This is a genomic window from Pararhizobium arenae (assembly GCF_001931685.1).
Classification (GTDB): Bacteria; Pseudomonadota; Alphaproteobacteria; order Rhizobiales; family Rhizobiaceae; genus Pararhizobium; species Pararhizobium arenae.
The window spans coordinates 186,256-201,735 of record NZ_MOOY01000008.1 but is presented as its reverse complement, the minus strand read 5'-3'; the positions used below and the strand labels follow the sequence as shown (position 1 = coordinate 201,735).

At 60.0% G+C, this 15,480-nt stretch carries 15 protein-coding genes and 1 pseudogene; 11 read left to right on the top strand and 5 right to left on the bottom strand.

Translation table 11 applies throughout. From position 1 onward, the window contains the following. Positions 1-8 precede the first annotated feature (8 nt). Positions 9-2,108 (top strand): bifunctional rhamnulose-1-phosphate aldolase/short-chain dehydrogenase, encoded by a 2,100-nt coding sequence (locus BLX89_RS18665; RefSeq protein ID WP_075292459.1) that lies wholly within the window; start codon positions 9-11, stop codon positions 2,106-2,108. Here BLX89_RS18665 and BLX89_RS18660 read toward each other — a convergent pair whose 3' ends face one another. Beyond that, complete coding sequence (locus BLX89_RS18660) at positions 2,109-2,267, bottom strand: YqaE/Pmp3 family membrane protein (protein WP_075292458.1); 159 nt, start codon at positions 2,265-2,267, stop codon at positions 2,109-2,111. 72 nt (positions 2,268-2,339) lie between these two features. Between BLX89_RS18660 and rhaI the strand changes: the two genes are divergently transcribed. From rhaI to BLX89_RS18635, 5 genes are all read left to right on the top strand, one after another. Then, positions 2,340-3,635 (top strand): L-rhamnose catabolism isomerase, encoded by a 1,296-nt coding sequence (gene rhaI / locus BLX89_RS18655; protein WP_075292457.1) that lies wholly within the window; start codon positions 2,340-2,342, stop codon positions 3,633-3,635. Positions 3,636-3,960: 325 nt separating this feature from the next. Beyond that, entirely contained in the window at positions 3,961-4,215 is a 255-nt protein-coding gene (locus BLX89_RS18650) for a GlsB/YeaQ/YmgE family stress response membrane protein (RefSeq protein WP_075292456.1), read from the top strand. A gap of 60 nt (positions 4,216-4,275) precedes the next feature. Next, positions 4,276-4,464 carry a hypothetical protein gene (locus tag BLX89_RS18645; protein ID WP_075292455.1) on the top strand — a complete coding sequence of 63 codons (189 nt, stop codon included), beginning with the start codon at positions 4,276-4,278 and terminating at the stop codon, positions 4,462-4,464. Between the two features lie 86 nt (positions 4,465-4,550). Next, positions 4,551-5,012 (top strand): YbaK/EbsC family protein, encoded by a 462-nt coding sequence (locus BLX89_RS18640; RefSeq protein WP_075292581.1) that lies wholly within the window; start codon positions 4,551-4,553, stop codon positions 5,010-5,012. Between the two features lie 111 nt (positions 5,013-5,123). Continuing rightward, positions 5,124-5,513 carry a DUF930 domain-containing protein gene (locus BLX89_RS18635; RefSeq protein ID WP_075292454.1) on the top strand — a complete coding sequence of 130 codons (390 nt, stop codon included), beginning with the start codon at positions 5,124-5,126 and terminating at the stop codon, positions 5,511-5,513. Positions 5,514-5,893: 380 nt separating this feature from the next. Here the strand turns inward: BLX89_RS18635 and BLX89_RS18630 are convergent, their stop codons facing one another. The 3 genes from BLX89_RS18630 to BLX89_RS18620 all read right to left on the bottom strand — a co-directional run bounded on the left by BLX89_RS18630 (position 5,894) and on the right by BLX89_RS18620 (position 10,941). Further along, positions 5,894-9,037, bottom strand: coding sequence for an efflux RND transporter permease subunit (locus BLX89_RS18630; protein ID WP_075292453.1), 3,144 nt, complete (start codon positions 9,035-9,037; stop codon positions 5,894-5,896). Positions 9,038-9,122: 85 nt separating this feature from the next. Continuing rightward, entirely contained in the window at positions 9,123-10,277 is a 1,155-nt protein-coding gene (locus tag BLX89_RS18625; protein WP_075292580.1) for an efflux RND transporter periplasmic adaptor subunit, read from the bottom strand. A gap of 43 nt (positions 10,278-10,320) precedes the next feature. Beyond that, positions 10,321-10,941 carry a TetR/AcrR family transcriptional regulator gene (locus BLX89_RS18620; protein WP_075292452.1) on the bottom strand — a complete coding sequence of 207 codons (621 nt, stop codon included), beginning with the start codon at positions 10,939-10,941 and terminating at the stop codon, positions 10,321-10,323. Between the two features lie 157 nt (positions 10,942-11,098). On the opposite strand from BLX89_RS18620, the gene BLX89_RS18615 reads away from it, so the two are divergent. Then, entirely contained in the window at positions 11,099-11,527 is a 429-nt protein-coding gene (locus tag BLX89_RS18615) for an OsmC family protein (RefSeq protein ID WP_075292451.1), read from the top strand. 51 nt (positions 11,528-11,578) lie between these two features. On the opposite strand, the gene BLX89_RS18610 is transcribed toward BLX89_RS18615, so the two are convergent. Continuing rightward, complete coding sequence (locus tag BLX89_RS18610; RefSeq protein WP_075292450.1) at positions 11,579-11,728, bottom strand: entericidin; 150 nt, start codon at positions 11,726-11,728, stop codon at positions 11,579-11,581. A 226-nt stretch (positions 11,729-11,954) separates the two neighbouring features. Between BLX89_RS18610 and BLX89_RS18605 the strand changes: the two genes are divergently transcribed. The 4 genes and pseudogenes from BLX89_RS18605 (at position 11,955) to BLX89_RS18590 (ending at position 15,462) form a co-directional block, all read left to right on the top strand. After that, positions 11,955-13,811, top strand: coding sequence for a potassium transporter Kup (locus tag BLX89_RS18605; RefSeq protein WP_075292579.1), 1,857 nt, complete (start codon positions 11,955-11,957; stop codon positions 13,809-13,811). A 112-nt stretch (positions 13,812-13,923) separates the two neighbouring features. Next, a complete protein-coding gene (locus tag BLX89_RS18600) occupies positions 13,924-14,571 on the top strand; it encodes a ThuA domain-containing protein (RefSeq protein ID WP_075292449.1) in 648 nt (215 codons plus the stop codon). A 15-nt stretch (positions 14,572-14,586) separates the two neighbouring features. Next, a pseudogene (locus BLX89_RS24365) lies at positions 14,587-14,868 on the top strand (GMC oxidoreductase); the annotation flags it as partial. A 150-nt stretch (positions 14,869-15,018) separates the two neighbouring features. Next, complete coding sequence (locus BLX89_RS18590) at positions 15,019-15,462, top strand: hypothetical protein (RefSeq protein ID WP_075292447.1); 444 nt, start codon at positions 15,019-15,021, stop codon at positions 15,460-15,462. Positions 15,463-15,480: the final 18 nt, after the last annotated feature.

The window sequence follows — 15,480 nt, the reverse complement described above, 5'->3', positions numbered from 1 at the left end:
AAATACCAATGCTCGACAAGCAACAAGGTTTGCGGCTGGCCAATCTGTGGGACGACGCGAAAGCGGCAGGCATGAGCGAGCCGGAAAAGCTGCTCTATCGCTCCAATTTGCTGGGCTCCGACAAGCGCATCACCAATTACGGCGGCGGCAACACCTCGGCGAAGGTGATCGAAAAAGACCCGCTCGGTGGCGGTGAAGTCGAAGTTCTGTGGGTCAAGGGCTCGGGCGGTGACGTCGGCACGATCAAGATGGACGGCTTTTCCACACTCTATATGGACAAGCTGAACGCGCTGAAGAACCTCTATCGCGGCGTCGAGTTCGAAGACGAGATGGTTGGCTACCTGCCCCATTGCACCTTCAACCTCAACCCGCGCGCAGCTTCCATCGACACCCCGCTGCACGCCTATGTGCCGAAGAAGCATGTCGACCACATGCACCCCGATGCGATCATCGCGATTGCCGCTTCGATCAACAGCCGCGAACTGACGCAGCAGATTTTCGGTGACGATATCGGTTGGCTGCCCTGGAAGCGTCCGGGCTACGAACTGGGCCTGTGGCTCGGCAAGTTCTGCGAAGAAAACCCGAATGCACGCGGCCTGATCCTTGAAAGCCACGGCCTCTTCACCTGGGGCGATACGGCCAAGGAAGCCTATGAGACCACCATCGAGATCATCAACAAGGCGATCGCCTGGTTCGAAACGGAAAACACCGCGCCGGCCTTCGGTGGTGCCGTCATGCCGGTGCTGCCGGCTGCCGAACGCCGCGCTATCGCACAAAAGCTGATGCCGGTCATTCGCGGCATGATCAGCGCCGATGAGCGCAAGCTCGGCCATTTCGATGACAGCCAGGCCGTTCTCGATTTCGTCACCTCGAAGAACCTTGAGCCGCTCGCCGCCCTTGGCACCTCCTGCCCGGACCATTTCCTGCGCACCAAGATTTGCCCGCTTGTGATCGACTTCGATCCGGCCAACCCCGATATCGACAAGACCCTTGCCGGCCTTGAAGCGGCGATTGCCGAATACCGCGCCGGCTACGCCGCCTATTACGAGCGTTGCAAGCGCGACAACAGCCCGGCGATGCGCGATCCGAACGCGGTCGTCTACCTCGTTCCCGGCGTCGGCATGATCACCTTTGCCAAGGACAAGGCGACGGCGCGGATTTCCGGCGAGTTCTATGTCAACGCCATCAACGTCATGCGCGGCGCTTCAGGCGTTTCGACCTATGTCGGCCTGCCGGAGCAGGAAGCCTTCGACATCGAATACTGGCTGCTCGAAGAAGCAAAACTGCAGCGCATGCCGAAGCCGAAGATGCTGGCCGGCAAGATCGCTCTCGTCACCGGCGGCGCCGGCGGCATCGGCAAGGCAACCGCCAATCGCCTGATGGCGGAAGGCGCCTGCGTCATCCTCGCCGACATCGACGAACCGGCGCTGGCGGACGCCTATGCCGAACTCGGCGGCCGCTATGGCAAGGATTTTGTTCGCACGGTGACCATGAACGTTACGGACGAAGCTGCCGTCGACAGGAGTTTTGCCGATGGCCTCTTGGAGTTCGGCGGTCTCGACATTCTGGTTTCCAATGCCGGCCTTGCCTCTTCGGCCGTGATCGAGGAGACGACGCTCGATCTCTGGAACAAGAATATGAACATTCTGGCGACGGGCTACTTCCTCGTTTCCCGCGCCGCCTTCCGCATCTTCCGCAACCAGAAGGCCGGCGGCAACGTCGTCTTCGTGGCCTCCAAGAACGGCCTTGCGGCGTCCCCGGGTGCATCGGCCTATTGCACGGCCAAGGCTGCCGAAATCCATCTCGCCCGTTGCCTTGCGCTTGAAGGCGCGAGCGCGCAGATCCGCGTCAACGTCGTCAACCCCGATGCCGTTTTGCGCGGCTCGAAGATCTGGAGCGGTGAGTGGAAGGAACAGCGCGCGGCGATCTACAACACCGACACCGAAGGTCTCGAAAAGCTCTATCGCGAGCGCTCGATGCTGAAGCTCTCCGTGTTCCCGGAAGATATCGCCGAGGCGATCTACTTCCTGGCGTCGGACATGTCGGCGAAGTCCACCGGCAACATCATCAACGTCGACGCGGGCAACGCCCAGTCGTTTACGCGCTGATCATTTTCTCATGATGACCCATACGGCGTGAATGATGCCCGGGATGTAGCCACACAGCGTTAGAAGAATGTTGAGCCAGAAATGCAGGCCGAGCCCGACCTGCAGGAATACGCCGACCGGCGGCAGGATGATGGCAAGCAGAAGACGTACGATGTCCACGGGGGTTCTCCGTTTGGATTGGGGACACATGCAACGCGAAAGACGGTAAAAAGTTCACATGCGGAGGAAACAATGACAGAGTTCGCAATCTCACCGGAACTGCTGGCAACCGAAAACGACAAAGGCAGGGTTACCCTCTCTTCGGATTACAAGGCCCTTGGAGAGCAACTCGCCCGCCGCGGGATCGATATCGATACCGTCAAGGCGAAAGTGGCCGCTTACGGTGTTGCCGTTCCGTCCTGGGGTGTTGGCACTGGCGGCACCCGCTTTGCCCGCTTTCCGGGCAAGGGCGAGCCGCGCAACATCTTCGACAAGATCGAGGATTGCTCGGTCATCCAGCAGCTCACCCGCGCCACGCCGACCGTGTCGCTTCATATCCCGTGGGACAAGGTCAGCGACCTCAAGGAACTGAAGGAAAAGGGCAACGCCCTTGGCCTCGGCTTCGACGCTGTCAATTCCAACACCTTCTCGGATTCGCCGGATCAGGCACACTCCTATAAATACGGCTCGCTCTCCCATGTGGATGCCGCAACCCGCCAGCAGGCCATTGATCACAACATCGAGTGCATCGAGATCGGCAAGGCGCTGGGTTCGAAGGCGCTGACGGTTTGGATCGGCGACGGCTCCAACTTCCCGGGCCAGACCAGCTTCACCAAGAGCTTCGAGCGCTACCTCGACGCCATGAAGAAGGTGTACGCAGCCCTGCCGGAGGACTGGAAGGTCTTCACCGAACACAAGATGTTCGAGCCTGCTTTCTATTCGACGGTCGTGCAGGACTGGGGCACGAACTACCTGATCGCGCAGGAACTCGGCCCCAAGGCCCACTGCCTCGTCGATCTCGGCCACCATGCGCCGAACGTCAACATCGAGATGATCGTGGCCCGCCTGATCCAGTTCAAGAAGCTGGGCGGCTTCCACTTCAACGATTCCAAATATGGCGACGACGATCTCGACACGGGTTCGATCGACCCCTACCGCCTGTTCCTCGTCTTCAACGAACTGGTGGATGCGGAGACACGGCATGCGGAGGGTTTTGCCCCGGCCCATATGCTCGACCAGAGCCACAACGTCACGGATCCGATCGAGAGCCTGATGAACTCGGCGACCGAAGTCAGCCGCGCCTATGCTCAAGCGCTGCTGGTCGATCGCAAGGCACTGGAAGGCTATCAGGACGGCAACGACGCACTGATGGCGACGGAAACGCTGAAAGCGGCCTTCCGCACCGATGTCGAGCCGATCCTCGCGATGGCCCGCCTGGAAAATGGCGGCGCGATCACCCCGGTCGCAACCTATCGCAAGAGCGGTTACCGCGCCAAGGTGGCCGCCGAACGGCCTGAATCGAAAAGCGGCGGCGGCGGTATCGTCTGAGCCTTTTGTAAGAGTGAATTGAGTGGAGGCCCTGCGAGCGATTCCGGGGCCTTTCTATTTACCGCTCTCGCGGTTGCCCATCACCCTAGCCCTCTCCCCGCCCGCGGGGAGAGGGGACGACGGAGTTTGCCGTTTGTCCCTTCTCCCCGTCAAAACGGGGAGAAGGTGGCCGACAGGCCGGATGAGGGGCGTTCACGCCCACAGCCAGCAAACTTCGCCTTCTCCAGATTCTGCAGCAAATTCTTCTCTTCCCTGCATTTTCCCCCTGACGCTTTCCAATTCCCGCTCTATCTTCTCGTTTGGATACAACGGAAAGGGACCATCCATGGGTATCGAAAGCATTCTCGTTTTCCTGATCGTCGGCGCCATTGCGGGCTGGCTTGCAGGGCTTATCGTTTCCGGCGGCGGCTTCGGGCTGATCGGCAACATCGTCATCGGCATCATCGGCGCCTTCATTGCCGGCACGCTGTTTCCCTATCTCGGCGTCTCTCTCGGCACCGGCATCATTGCCGCGATCATCCACTCGACCATCGGCGCGGTGATCCTGCTTGCGCTGATCAAGATCATCAAACGAGCATAGCTTCCGGCACCAACCTTCCGCGCTGCGGACATGTCCGCAGCGCCATCCATCGGAGACATCATGACCGCAAGTTTTGAGCCCCGTATCGAACATGCCCTGCAATCCTTCATATCCGATCATCCGGGCATGACGTCGCGGGAGCAAGCCATTGCTGCGATCCTGGAGAACTGGTTTACCAGCCACGGATATCTGCCCAGCGATCAACAGGGAATCCGCCCGGAAAATCTTGACGCCTCGAACGACGACTGAGAGGATCGGGCTGCGGTCGTCCCGACTGCGGCCCCTCCTCGCGCCATGCCGCCGGCATGAGCCCCAATCCGGTCATTCATCCCGCCATGAGCCTTTCTTCCGTCAAAGCCTTCTTCGCCGAACACGCACCTGACATCGAGGTCATCGAACTTCAGCAGAGCACGGCGACCGTCGCACAGGCGGCGGAAGGCCACGGCGTAGCGCCGGAGCAGATCGCCAAGACCCTTGCCGTGCGCATCAATGACGAGGTCATCCTGATCGTCACCCGCGGCGATGCGCGCCTCGACAACAAGAAATTCAAGGCACAGTTTTCGACCAAGCCGCGCATGCTGGCTCTTGATGAGGTGGAGGCTGAAACTGGTCATCCCGTTGGCGGCGTCTGCCCCTTTGGGCTGAACAAGCCGCACAAGATCTACTGCGATATTTCGCTCAAGGCGTTCGATGAGGTCGTCCCGGCCGCCGGCGCGATCCACGCCGCGGTTCGCATCTCGCCAGAGCGCATGGCCAGCCTGACGGGCGCGGCGTGGGCCGATCTTTGCGTCGCGTAGCCACAATGAGGCGATTCTGCCTTTGAATGAACACAGAATCCGCCTTCATGGCGCAAGGGATTCGCGGCCGTTCTGCCCGGATCATTGATCTGTCTTGATGATGGAGATGGAATGAAGACGCTCATCTGCGCGCTGTTTCTCAGCGCGACGCTGCTGACACCTGCGCTTGCCATGGACCAGTCCCTCGTTCGCCAGTTCAAGAAGCTCGATCCGCAGACCCGGCTGGAGCAGCGCTGCGACACGGAAGCCATGGACAGGATCAATGCTGACGAAACCGGCTTCAAGCCGGACAAGGTGATCGCCTACAGTTTTGGCGAGCCGATTTACGACAAGAACCAGATCAAGGCTCCGGGCGCCGTCTTCCGCAGCAAGGGCGAGTGGTATCGGCTGAAATTCAAATGCGTGACCGGGCCGGATCACATCGAGGTGCTATCGCTGAAATACAAGATCGGCGAGCAGATTCCGCGCGACCAGTGGGAGGGGCATTACCTCTATCCCTAAAGCATGCGCGCGATCTTTCAGATCGCTTCCCTGCTTTAGATTTTACTCGACGCATGTCGTTATCGCAAAACCGCTGCACACTTTTGCGCGACATGCCGCCCCTCAAACGAGGGCGATGTAAACCACCATGGCCGTCGCCACCGACAGCCCGGCCATGATATTCAGCAGCATCTTCATCATATACGCAGCCATGATGATATCCTTACGTCATAGGCCTTTATTGGCCTTGCGGGCTCCCAGTCTCCCTTTGGTCCCCCTAAACGAAGCAACGGCAATTTTGATCCGTTTTCGGCCGACTTTGCCTTAATTTGCGCCTGATTGATTAAATTTGCGTCACCGCTAAAAAGACGAAGGGGAGGCAATTGCCTCCCCAGCTCGATTTATTCTGCGGCGATCGCCGGCGTAAATCTTTCATTTACTTCAGCCGGTGGGGACTGCTCCTCGGAGGGATCGTCCTTCGTCTTCGGCTCGCGGCCGAAGAACAGGGCGTAAGCCGCCGGCAATACCAGAATGGTCAGCACCGTCGCCACCAGAATGCCGCCCATCATCGCATAGGCGAGCGGCCCCCAGAAGATGCCGCGCGAGATCGGGATCAAGGCCAGCACGGCGGTCAGCGCCGTCAGCATGATCGGACGGAAACGGCGAACGGCAGAACCAATGATCGCTTCCTGCCGGTGCATGCCGGCCGCGATATCCTGATCAATCTGGTCGATGAGGATGATCGAGTTGCGGATGATGATGCCGAGCAGCGCGATCACGCCGAGGATGGCGACGAAACCGAAGGGCGCTCCGCTGATGAGCAACGCCGCCGCTGCCCCGATGATACCGAGCGGGCCTGTTGCCAGCACCAGCATGGCTTTGCCGAAATGCTGGAGCTGGACCATCAGCAGCACAACGATGACCAGGAGCATGATCGGCGCCTTGGCGGCGATCGACGCCTGGCTTTCAGCGCTGTCTTCGGCACCACCCTGGATTTCGACCCTGTAGCCGGGGGCGAGACCGTCCCGCAGGCTCTGCATCTCGTCATACATCTTCAGCGCCACGTCATTCGGCTGAATGTTATCGGGCAGCGTGCCGCGCACCGTAATCGTCGGCAGGCGGTCACGACGCCACTCGATGCCCTGCTCCATGACGGGCACGACCTTGGCGATCTGCGACAGCGGGATGAAGCCGCCGAGATCGGTCGGGATATAGACCGAATTGACGGCCGAGAGCAGCTTGCGGTTTTCATCGGGTTCGCGGGCAACGATCGAGACCGTTTCCTCGCCATCCCGGAAATCGCCGAGCGGAGCCCCGGTCATCGTCGCCTGCAGCATCTGACGGATGCGCTGCGAGGTGACGCCGAGCGCACGGGCACGATCCTGATCGATGACCAGTTTCATCGCCGGCACCGGCTCCAGCCAGTCGTCATGCACCGCGCCGAGCATCGGGTTATCATGGAACTTCTGCTTCACCTGATCGGCGATGCGACGAACCTCGGCGCGATCCGGCCCCATCACACGCATCTGCACGGGCCAGCCGGTCGGGGGCCCAAGGAACAGACGGTCCACCTTTGCGCGGATCGACGGGAAATCTTCCGCCAGAACCGTGCGCAACTTGACGATCAGCCGTTCGCGGGCGTTTTCATCCTTAGCCATCACCAGAAGCTGGGCGAAGTTCGGGTTGCGGAGCTGCTGGTCGAGCGGCAGGAAGAAGCGTGGCGCGCCCTCGCCGATATAGGTGGCGATGAAGCGCTTGTCCTCATCATCCATCATGCGCGCTTCCAGCGCCTTGGCCTGGACCTCGACTTCCTTGATGCTGGTGCCTTCCGGCAGCCACAGATCGACGAGGATTTCCGGGCGCGAGGACTGCGGGAAGAAGTTCTTCGGGATGAACTGGAACGACCAGAGGCTGACGGCAAAGGCGATGAGCGTCGCGGCAATCACGACGATGCGATGGTGCACTGCCCAAGCCACCGTCGCGCGCAGCCGACGATAGAAGCGCGTATCGAACACATCGTGATGATCGCCGGCATGGTGTCGCTGCTTCAGGATCATGTAGCCGAGCCATGGCGTGAAATAGACAGCTACGAACCATGACACGACGAGCGCGATACCGACGACGAAGAACAGCGAGCGGACATATTCCCCCGCCGTGGATTCGGCGAAACCAACCGGAATGAACCCGGCGGTGGTGATCAAGGTGCCGGTCAGCATCGGGAAGGCCGTCGAGGAATAAGCAAAGCTCGCGGCATCGATCTTGACCAGCCCCTCTTCCAGTTTTCGCTCCATCATTTCGACGACGATCATGGCGTCATCGACGAGAAGGCCGAGCGCAATGATCAAGGCGCCGAGCGAGATGCGCTGGAGATCGATGCCAAGCTCGTACATGATGGCAAAGGTGGCGGCCAGAACAAGGGGAATCGCGATGGCGATCACGAGGCCAGAGCGCCAGCCGATCGACAGGAACGAGACGACGAGAACGATAATGAGCGCTTCACCGAGAGCCTTCATGAACTCGCTGACGGCTTCCGTCACCACTTCCGGCTGGTTGGAAATCTGGTCGATCTCCACACCGTAGGGCAGCGCGGATTCGAAACGCTGATAGGTCTCTTCCACCGCTTTGCCGACATCGACGACATTGAAGCCCTTGGCCATGACGACGCCGAGCTGGACGCTGTCGCGGCCATTGAAGCGATACTTGCGGGCAAACGGGTCCTCAAGCCCCTGCGTCACGGACGCGATGTCGCCAAGACGGGTCACCTGATCGCCGGCGCGCAGGCGCAATTCCCGGATGTCATCGACCTTGTCGACGCTGCCTTCCACGGAAATGCGCACCGAGCGCTCACCGGTATCTACCGTGCCGGCCGGATCGACATCGTTCTGGCCGGAGAGCGCATTGCGGACGTCATCGAGAGTGAGGCCGCGTTCGGCAAGCGCCTTGGACGAGACGTCGATGAAGATCTTCTCCGGCTGATCGCCAATGATCACGGCCTTCTCGACGCCGGGCGTCGTCAAAAGCATATCGCGCGCCTGGATCGCAAATTTCTTCAGTTCCGGATAGCTGTAGCCATCGCCGGCAATCGAATGCAGCGTGATGAAGGTATCGCCGAACTCATCGTTGAAATACGGGCCGTAGAGCCCGGACGGCAGCTCGGAGGAGATATCGCCGACCTTCTTGCGAACCTGATAGAAGGCATCGGCAACATCGTCCGCATCCGTATCGCCCTTGACCTGCAGCGTGATGATGGCGCTTCCGGCGCGCGTGTAGGATCGCACGAAATCGAGATGCGGCGTTTCCTGCAGCTTGCGCTCGATCTTGTTGACGACCTGATCCTGCATCTCCTCGATGGAGGCACCCGGCCACGAGGCCTGGATCACCATGACGCGGAAGGTGAAATCGGGGTCCTCCTTCTGGCCCATGTTCATCAGGCCGAAAACACCGGCGACAATGATCAGGCCGAAGAGGAACCGCGCGATGCTCGGATGGCCGATGGCCCAGCGCGAAAGGTTGAAGGAACGCTTGTCTGCGGCGGAGGTGGTCATGGCGTCGTTCCGTTTTCGAGGATGGCTTCGAGTGCGTTTACGCATTTCCGGACGGAAACCCGCTTCGCACTTTTCCTGGAAATGCTCAGCGGGTCAGGCTGACGGCATGGCCGTCATCGACATGCGCCTCTTTCGTAGGTTCACTCTGCGGCAGCTTGACCTTCAGGTCCTCCCGCATGAACTGCGTACCGGCGGTGACGACCAGATCGCCGGGTTTCAGACCGTCGGCAATCCGCACATCGTCATTGGAGAAATCCGCGACCGTGACCGGGCGGGCATGCACGGTCGCCTTGGCAGGATCGACCGTCCAGACCAGATTGGTCTCGCCTTCCTTGGCAAGGGCGCTGAGCGGTACCGACACCATCGACGGACCATTTTCCGCGGAAGCCGAGACCGATGCCGTCATGCCGAGCAGCACGCGGTCGTCGTTTGGCAGACGGACACGGACAGCGAAGGTGCGCGAACGCGAATCCGCGCTGCCCGCTACTTCCCGCACCGTGCCGGAAAGCTTTACGCCTTCGTTCGACCAGATGGAGACGTCGACAACCTTTCCGGGCTTGAAGGCGAAGATATCGGCTTCGGGAACAGCGACCTCGACTTCTTTTTCGCCATCGACGGCAACGGTCACCACGGGGCTGCCGGTCGAGACGACCTGCCCTGCCTCGGCATTGACCGCCGTAACGATGCCGTTTTTATCGGCGCGCAACTCGCTGTAGGACACCTGGTTTCGAGCCTGGTCGAGCGTGGAGCGGGCAGCGTCGCGGTTCGAGACCGCCTGATTGTAGCTGAGCTGTGCCTGCTCGACCTCGGACTTTGGCGTCACATTCCGCTTGAACAGCTGCTCGGCGCGCCTCAGCGCGAGATCGGCGGTTTCCACCTGACGCTCGGAGGCCGCAAGGCTTGCCTCGGCGGACTTGACCGACAGCGCGTAGTCCGTCGCATCGATCCGCGCCAGAATGTCGCCGGCCGTCACGCGGTCGCCAATATCGACCAGCCGCTCAGTGATCTTGCCGTTGACGCGAAAGCCCATCGCGATTTCGCTGCGGGCTTGCACAGAGCCAGAATAATCCAGTGCGCGATGCGTCTGGCTGGCGGCAACCTCGAGCACTTTTACGGGACGCACCGTCTCGGTTGTCACCTCTGCCTTCTCTTCCGAGCAGGCCGACAAGCCGACAGCCGCGGCAAGCAGCATTGCGGAAAGAGTGGATGTCTTCAAAATCTGCTTTGCTGGCGAAACCATTTTCGCGCTCCCGTAAAAATATTGTTTGATAAAATTTTCCGCCTCAGGCGGCATCGGTAACCTTCAATGCCCGGACTGCGAACTCCACGAGATCTTCCGGCCGCGCCCGGTTCGGTTTGGCCGCGCACTGCGCAACCATCTGCGGGTGGCAGAGTGTTGTAATGGCCGCACAGAAACAGCGTGAGGCGACCGTTGCATCCTGTTCGGGAAATTCGCCGACGCGAATGCCGTCGGCGATGATATCGGCGGCAACATCGTTCATCCGGTCGATGTGCTTTTCGATGACATGCCAGTCGCGCTCGATGGCGACGATGACCATTTCGTGGACCTTCTCGTGATCCATCATCGTCTCGGTAGCCATCTTGTACTGATCCAGCGCAAAGCGGCGCAGGCGGTCACTGGCGCTTAACGGTAACTCCGCATTCCGTCTTGCCGTGTCGTAACTCACGGCCAGCATGCGATTGCAAAGCGCCTGATGGATCTCCACCTTCGATGCGAAGAATCGATAGATGTTGGCCGTCGACATGCCGAGATCCTTGGCAATGTCGGCAACCGTCGTTTTGGAATAGCCGTAATGCAGGAAAAGCCGCTCGGCCGCCTCCAGAATGCGATTGATATTTTCCTGTCGGCCGGCGTCGATTTCGGCCGCAAAGACATCGCTCATCGTATGACACCTTACGAGTGACGTTTTTCGAATTTCGTCATTCGTAAATCATAATCCACCCAGCGTCAAGCGTTTGACCTTTTGCAAGGGGTCAAAACCTGACACATCTGCAGACCATCGGTCGGGAAGACTGGGGTCGATCAAGGAGAGCAACGAGATGGTGGAGACACCCAAAACGAAGATCAGGCCAATGGGCGCAACGGCAAGCCTCGGGCGAACGGGCTTCCCGCACATCGTTTCAGCCACGGGCGGTGAGATCGACATCGTCACCGGCGCCTCGCAGGCGGGCTTCAATCCGCTCGATCTGCTTTACGCCTCCCTTTCTGCGTGCCTGGCCATGAGCGCGCGCATCGCAGCCCATGAACTGGAACTGACGAACCGGATCGAGCATATCGAAGTCGAGGTTTCGGGCGAAAAGGCACAAGAAGGCCACTCCCGCATCGAAAGCTTCGCCCTGGCCTTCAAAATTATCGGAGATCTCGACGGGGAGATGCGCAAAAGGGTCATAGAGCGAGCCGAAGATATCTGCACAGTCAGCAACACGCTGGCTGGCAAGCCGGCTTTCACCATCACACTCGGGGGCTGACGGCCCTCATGCAGAGCCGCCCGCCGACCAATGAAGCGAACGGATTCCTTGCTAATTGCCTGTCGACAGCACATTGCGGGATGCGTCGTCCATCGCCGCACTGGCGTCCTGGCCATCGCGCTTCAGCCCATAGGCCGTGTTGGCGCAGGAAGAAAGAACGAGAAGCGCGATGCAGGTCGCAGTCAATGTCAGCTTCGTCATCATGGTCTCCTTTGAAAGGCGTTATCAAAGGGAAATGATGCACGGCCGCGCGAAATCAATCCGGCAAGCGCGTTGAAATAATCGATGACCACCATGGCACAAAAGAACAATTGCTAGATTATTGCAGTGCACTCATATATCTCACGATTTCGCCCAGAGGGGCATAAGCGGGCCGGAGGCCGGATTGAGCACTGCAGAACACCAGGCGCACACCGACAAAGACGGCATGCGCAAATTCCTCGTCCTCGTCGTGGGATCGGTCGGCGTGGTTTATGGCGATATCGGCACGAGCCCGCTCTATGCCTTCCGCGAAGCGCTTCGTCCTTTTTCCCATGATGGCATCAGCCAGCAGGAAGTCGTCGGCCTGATTTCGCTGATGGTCTGGACACTGACGATCATCGTCACGTTCAAATATGTCCTGTTTCTGCTGCGCGCCGACAATGACGGCGAAGGCGGTACGCTTTCGCTTTTGGCGCTGCTGATGAAAAAAACCGGCAGCTATACACCCATCCTGTTCTTTGCCGGCCTCATCGGGGCCGCCCTTTTCATCGGCGACGCCATGATCACGCCGGCGCTGTCCGTGATGTCCGCGCTTGAGGGCCTGAAGCTGGTGACGCCCGCCCTCTCCGGCTACGTCCTGCCGCTGTCGGCGGCGATCATGATCGCACTTTTCCTCGTGCAGTCGAAGGGAACGGCGGCGGTTTCGAACTTCTTCGGCCCGATCACGGTGCTTTGGTTTCTGGCCATGGCCTGGGGCGGCCTCATTCATATCGGCGACGACTATACCATACTGCAGGCGCTCAACCCGCTCAACGCAATCTGGTTTATCACCCACGCGGGTTTCGTGGGCCTCATCGTTCTCGGTGCCGTGTTCCTGACGGTCACGGGTGCGGAAGCGCTCTATGCGGACCTCGGTCATTTCGGTCGCAAGCCGATCCAGACCGCCTGGTTCATCCTCGTCTTCCCGGCACTGGCACTCAACTACCTCGGCCAGGGCGCGTTCGTGCTGACCCACCCCGAAGCGGCCGAGAATCCGTTCTATCTGATGTATCCCGACTGGGCGCTGCTGCCTGTGGTCATCCTTGCCACGCTCGCAACGATCATTGCCAGCCAGGCGGTGATCACCGGCGCGTTCTCGCTTGCCCGTCAGGCGGTTCACCTGGGTTTCCTGCCGCGGCTGCAAATAACCTTCACGTCGGAAACCAACACCGGGCAGATCTATGTCCCGGCCGTCAATCTTTTGCTCTTCGTCGGCGTGATCGTCCTGATCTTCTCTTTCGGCGATTCGGAATCGCTTGCGACCGCCTATGGCGTCTCCGTCACCGGTGCGATGGTGGTCACGACCTTGTTGGCGTTCCAGTTCCTGCGCTCCGTCTGGGGGTGGAAGGCACTGACGGCCGCGGCGATCCTGCTGCCGCTTTTCATTCTCGAAGCGGTGTTCCTGAGCGCCAACCTGCTCAAGATCCACGATGGCGGCTGGGTGCCGGTGATGCTGGCGCTCGCGATCATGCTGATCATGTGGACGTGGACGCGCGGATCGCACCTGCTGCGCGAAAAAACGGCACGCAACGACATTCCGCTCGACACCTTCATCCGCTCGATCGAAAAGTCCCAGCATCCGCCGGTGACGGTGCCGGGCACTGCGGTTTTCCTGACAAGCGTCGGCGACAAGACACCTGCGGTTCTGCTGCACAACATCAAGCACAACCACGTCCTGCACGAAAAGAACGTGGTGCTCACCGTTCGCACATCGGAGAAACCCTATGTGCCGGACGACGAGCGCGTGACGCTTACAACCCTCTCCGAACGCTTCTCGCGCATCGAGCTTTGTTTCGGCTTCATGGACGAGCCGAATGTTTCGCGCGCGCTTGCCATCTGCAAGAAGGCAGGCTTCAAGTTCGAGATCATGCAGACATCGTTCTATCTCGGTCGCCGAACGCTGATCGCCGACCCCAATGCCGGGTTGCCCCGCTGGCAGGACGATCTCTATATCGCGCTCTCGGGTCTCGGCATCGATCCCTCAAGCTATTTCAAGCTGCCCGCCAACCGCGTGGTCGAAATCGGCGAACAGGTGACCATCTGATCGCCGGCAAGCTCCCGGCCTTCTCCTGAGTTTTTCACCTGTTTCCCGCAGGGCGGCAGGTGACAACCAGCGATCGCCGCGTCATCAATGACGCGGCGCAAGGGAGGACTGCATGAGCAAGACAGCATTGATTTTTTGGGGCGGCTGGGAAGGCCATACGCCGGAACGGAGCGCGGGGATCGTCAGGGATATCCTCGCTGGCCACGGCTACGACGTCCGCCTTGAAGCGGGAACGAAAGCGCTTGCCGATCCCGCCATCGCGCAACTGGACTTGATCGTGCCCGTCGTTACGATGTCCACGATCGAAAAGGATGAGCTCAACAACCTCGTCGCGGCGGTTTCCGGCGGCACCGGACTTGCCGGCTTTCACGGCACGATGGGCGACAGTTTCCGCAACGAACCGGATTATCAGTTCATGGTCGGCGGACAATGGGTCGCGCATCCCGGCGACATCATCGACTACCGCGTCGATATAACCAGGCCGGACGACCCGATCATGGCGGGCATCGGCAGCTTCGACTACCGCTCCGAACAATATTTCATGCATATCGACCCGAGCAACGACGTGCTGGCGACGACAACCTTCAGCGCACACCACCTGGACTTTATCGATGGCGTGGTGATGCCGGTGGTGTGGAAGCGCCGCTTTAGACAAGGTCACGTCTTCTACAGCGCGCTGGGGCACACCGCCGATGAGTTCGATGTGCCTGAGATGCGCACGATCTTCGAACGGGGCCTGCTCTGGGCGACGCGGCCCTGACCCTGCCTCTGCCGTGGAGAAAGATCATTCATCGGCTCGCCGACGGGTCTCAAGGAAATGGGCAAGGGCGCGGCCATCCACGAAACGGGCGGCGCCCGCATGGGGGAGACGCCGGAGGCATCGGTGCTCAATCCCTACAATCAGCTCTGGGATGCGCTGAACCTGATCGTCACGGATGCCAGCGCCTTCGCCGGCAGCGGTATCGCGGGTACGACACTGACCGTGATGGGGCTGACGCTGCGCGCCTGCCGCAACCTCGTCGAACAGTATCGCAGGGACAGTTTCTCCGCGACCTGAGGGACCGATATGCCTGCGGGATAAGGGCGGTTGAGAAACACCGTCCCGTCCCGCCGGTATGAGCAGGAATGTTACCTTCAGCGAACGATGACTTGCCCTTGAAAGCCGGTTCGGGATAATCGTTGATTTGAAACAGCGTCCGGCGATCCAATGGCAGTCTATTTTCGTAACCGCATCGATGAGAACAATGCCTTTGCAAGAATCGAGCTGGCGTTGTCGAGCAATCAGGGCATCGATGGTTACTGTAGCGTGCGCAGCGACAGCAAGGTCAACACCTTCTCCTGGCCGCGGGACATGAGCGTGGAAACCTTCAAGTCGCAGATCGTGGATTCTCTTCGCACGGTATGGGAAGATGCTCCCTATTGGTCGATCTACGAGCGGAGCGACCACCAGAACGATCTCACGACCAGCGAAATTACCACGGCTGCGATACAGCTGAGCGCTAGCTATCCGGGCGCGGCAGTGGTGAGCTTGAGCCTGCTGGGCCGGGAACACAGCACCCACGATCTCGAACTCGTCTTGCTCTGTTTCAGGCAGGAGGCGGAGCGCCGCAACTTCCAGGCCCGGTTCGAAGGAAAATTTGTTTCGACCTGAAGGTCATACGGCGGTATG

What these genes read in the sequence shown, in the direction of transcription:
- BLX89_RS18665 (WP_075292459.1), top strand. Translation starts at nt 9, where the DNA reads ATGCTCGACAAGCAACAAGGTTTGCGGCTGGCCAATCTGTGGGACGAC.
- rhaI (WP_075292457.1), top strand. Translation starts at nt 2,340, where the DNA reads ATGACAGAGTTCGCAATCTCACCGGAACTGCTGGCAACCGAAAACGAC.
- BLX89_RS18650 (WP_075292456.1), top strand. Translation starts at nt 3,961, where the DNA reads ATGGGTATCGAAAGCATTCTCGTTTTCCTGATCGTCGGCGCCATTGCG.
- BLX89_RS18645 (WP_075292455.1), top strand. Translation starts at nt 4,276, where the DNA reads ATGACCGCAAGTTTTGAGCCCCGTATCGAACATGCCCTGCAATCCTTC.
- BLX89_RS18640 (WP_075292581.1), top strand. Translation starts at nt 4,551, where the DNA reads ATGAGCCTTTCTTCCGTCAAAGCCTTCTTCGCCGAACACGCACCTGAC.
- BLX89_RS18635 (WP_075292454.1), top strand. Translation starts at nt 5,124, where the DNA reads ATGAAGACGCTCATCTGCGCGCTGTTTCTCAGCGCGACGCTGCTGACA.
- BLX89_RS18630 (WP_075292453.1), bottom strand. Translation starts at nt 9,037, where the DNA reads ATGACCACCTCCGCCGCAGACAAGCGTTCCTTCAACCTTTCGCGCTGG.
- BLX89_RS18625 (WP_075292580.1), bottom strand. Translation starts at nt 10,277, where the DNA reads ATGGTTTCGCCAGCAAAGCAGATTTTGAAGACATCCACTCTTTCCGCA.
- BLX89_RS18620 (WP_075292452.1), bottom strand. Translation starts at nt 10,941, where the DNA reads ATGAGCGATGTCTTTGCGGCCGAAATCGACGCCGGCCGACAGGAAAAT.
- BLX89_RS18615 (WP_075292451.1), top strand. Translation starts at nt 11,099, where the DNA reads ATGGTGGAGACACCCAAAACGAAGATCAGGCCAATGGGCGCAACGGCA.
- BLX89_RS18610 (WP_075292450.1), bottom strand. Translation starts at nt 11,728, where the DNA reads ATGACGAAGCTGACATTGACTGCGACCTGCATCGCGCTTCTCGTTCTT.
- BLX89_RS18605 (WP_075292579.1), top strand. Translation starts at nt 11,955, where the DNA reads ATGCGCAAATTCCTCGTCCTCGTCGTGGGATCGGTCGGCGTGGTTTAT.
- BLX89_RS18600 (WP_075292449.1), top strand. Translation starts at nt 13,924, where the DNA reads ATGAGCAAGACAGCATTGATTTTTTGGGGCGGCTGGGAAGGCCATACG.
- BLX89_RS18590 (WP_075292447.1), top strand. Translation starts at nt 15,019, where the DNA reads ATGGCAGTCTATTTTCGTAACCGCATCGATGAGAACAATGCCTTTGCA.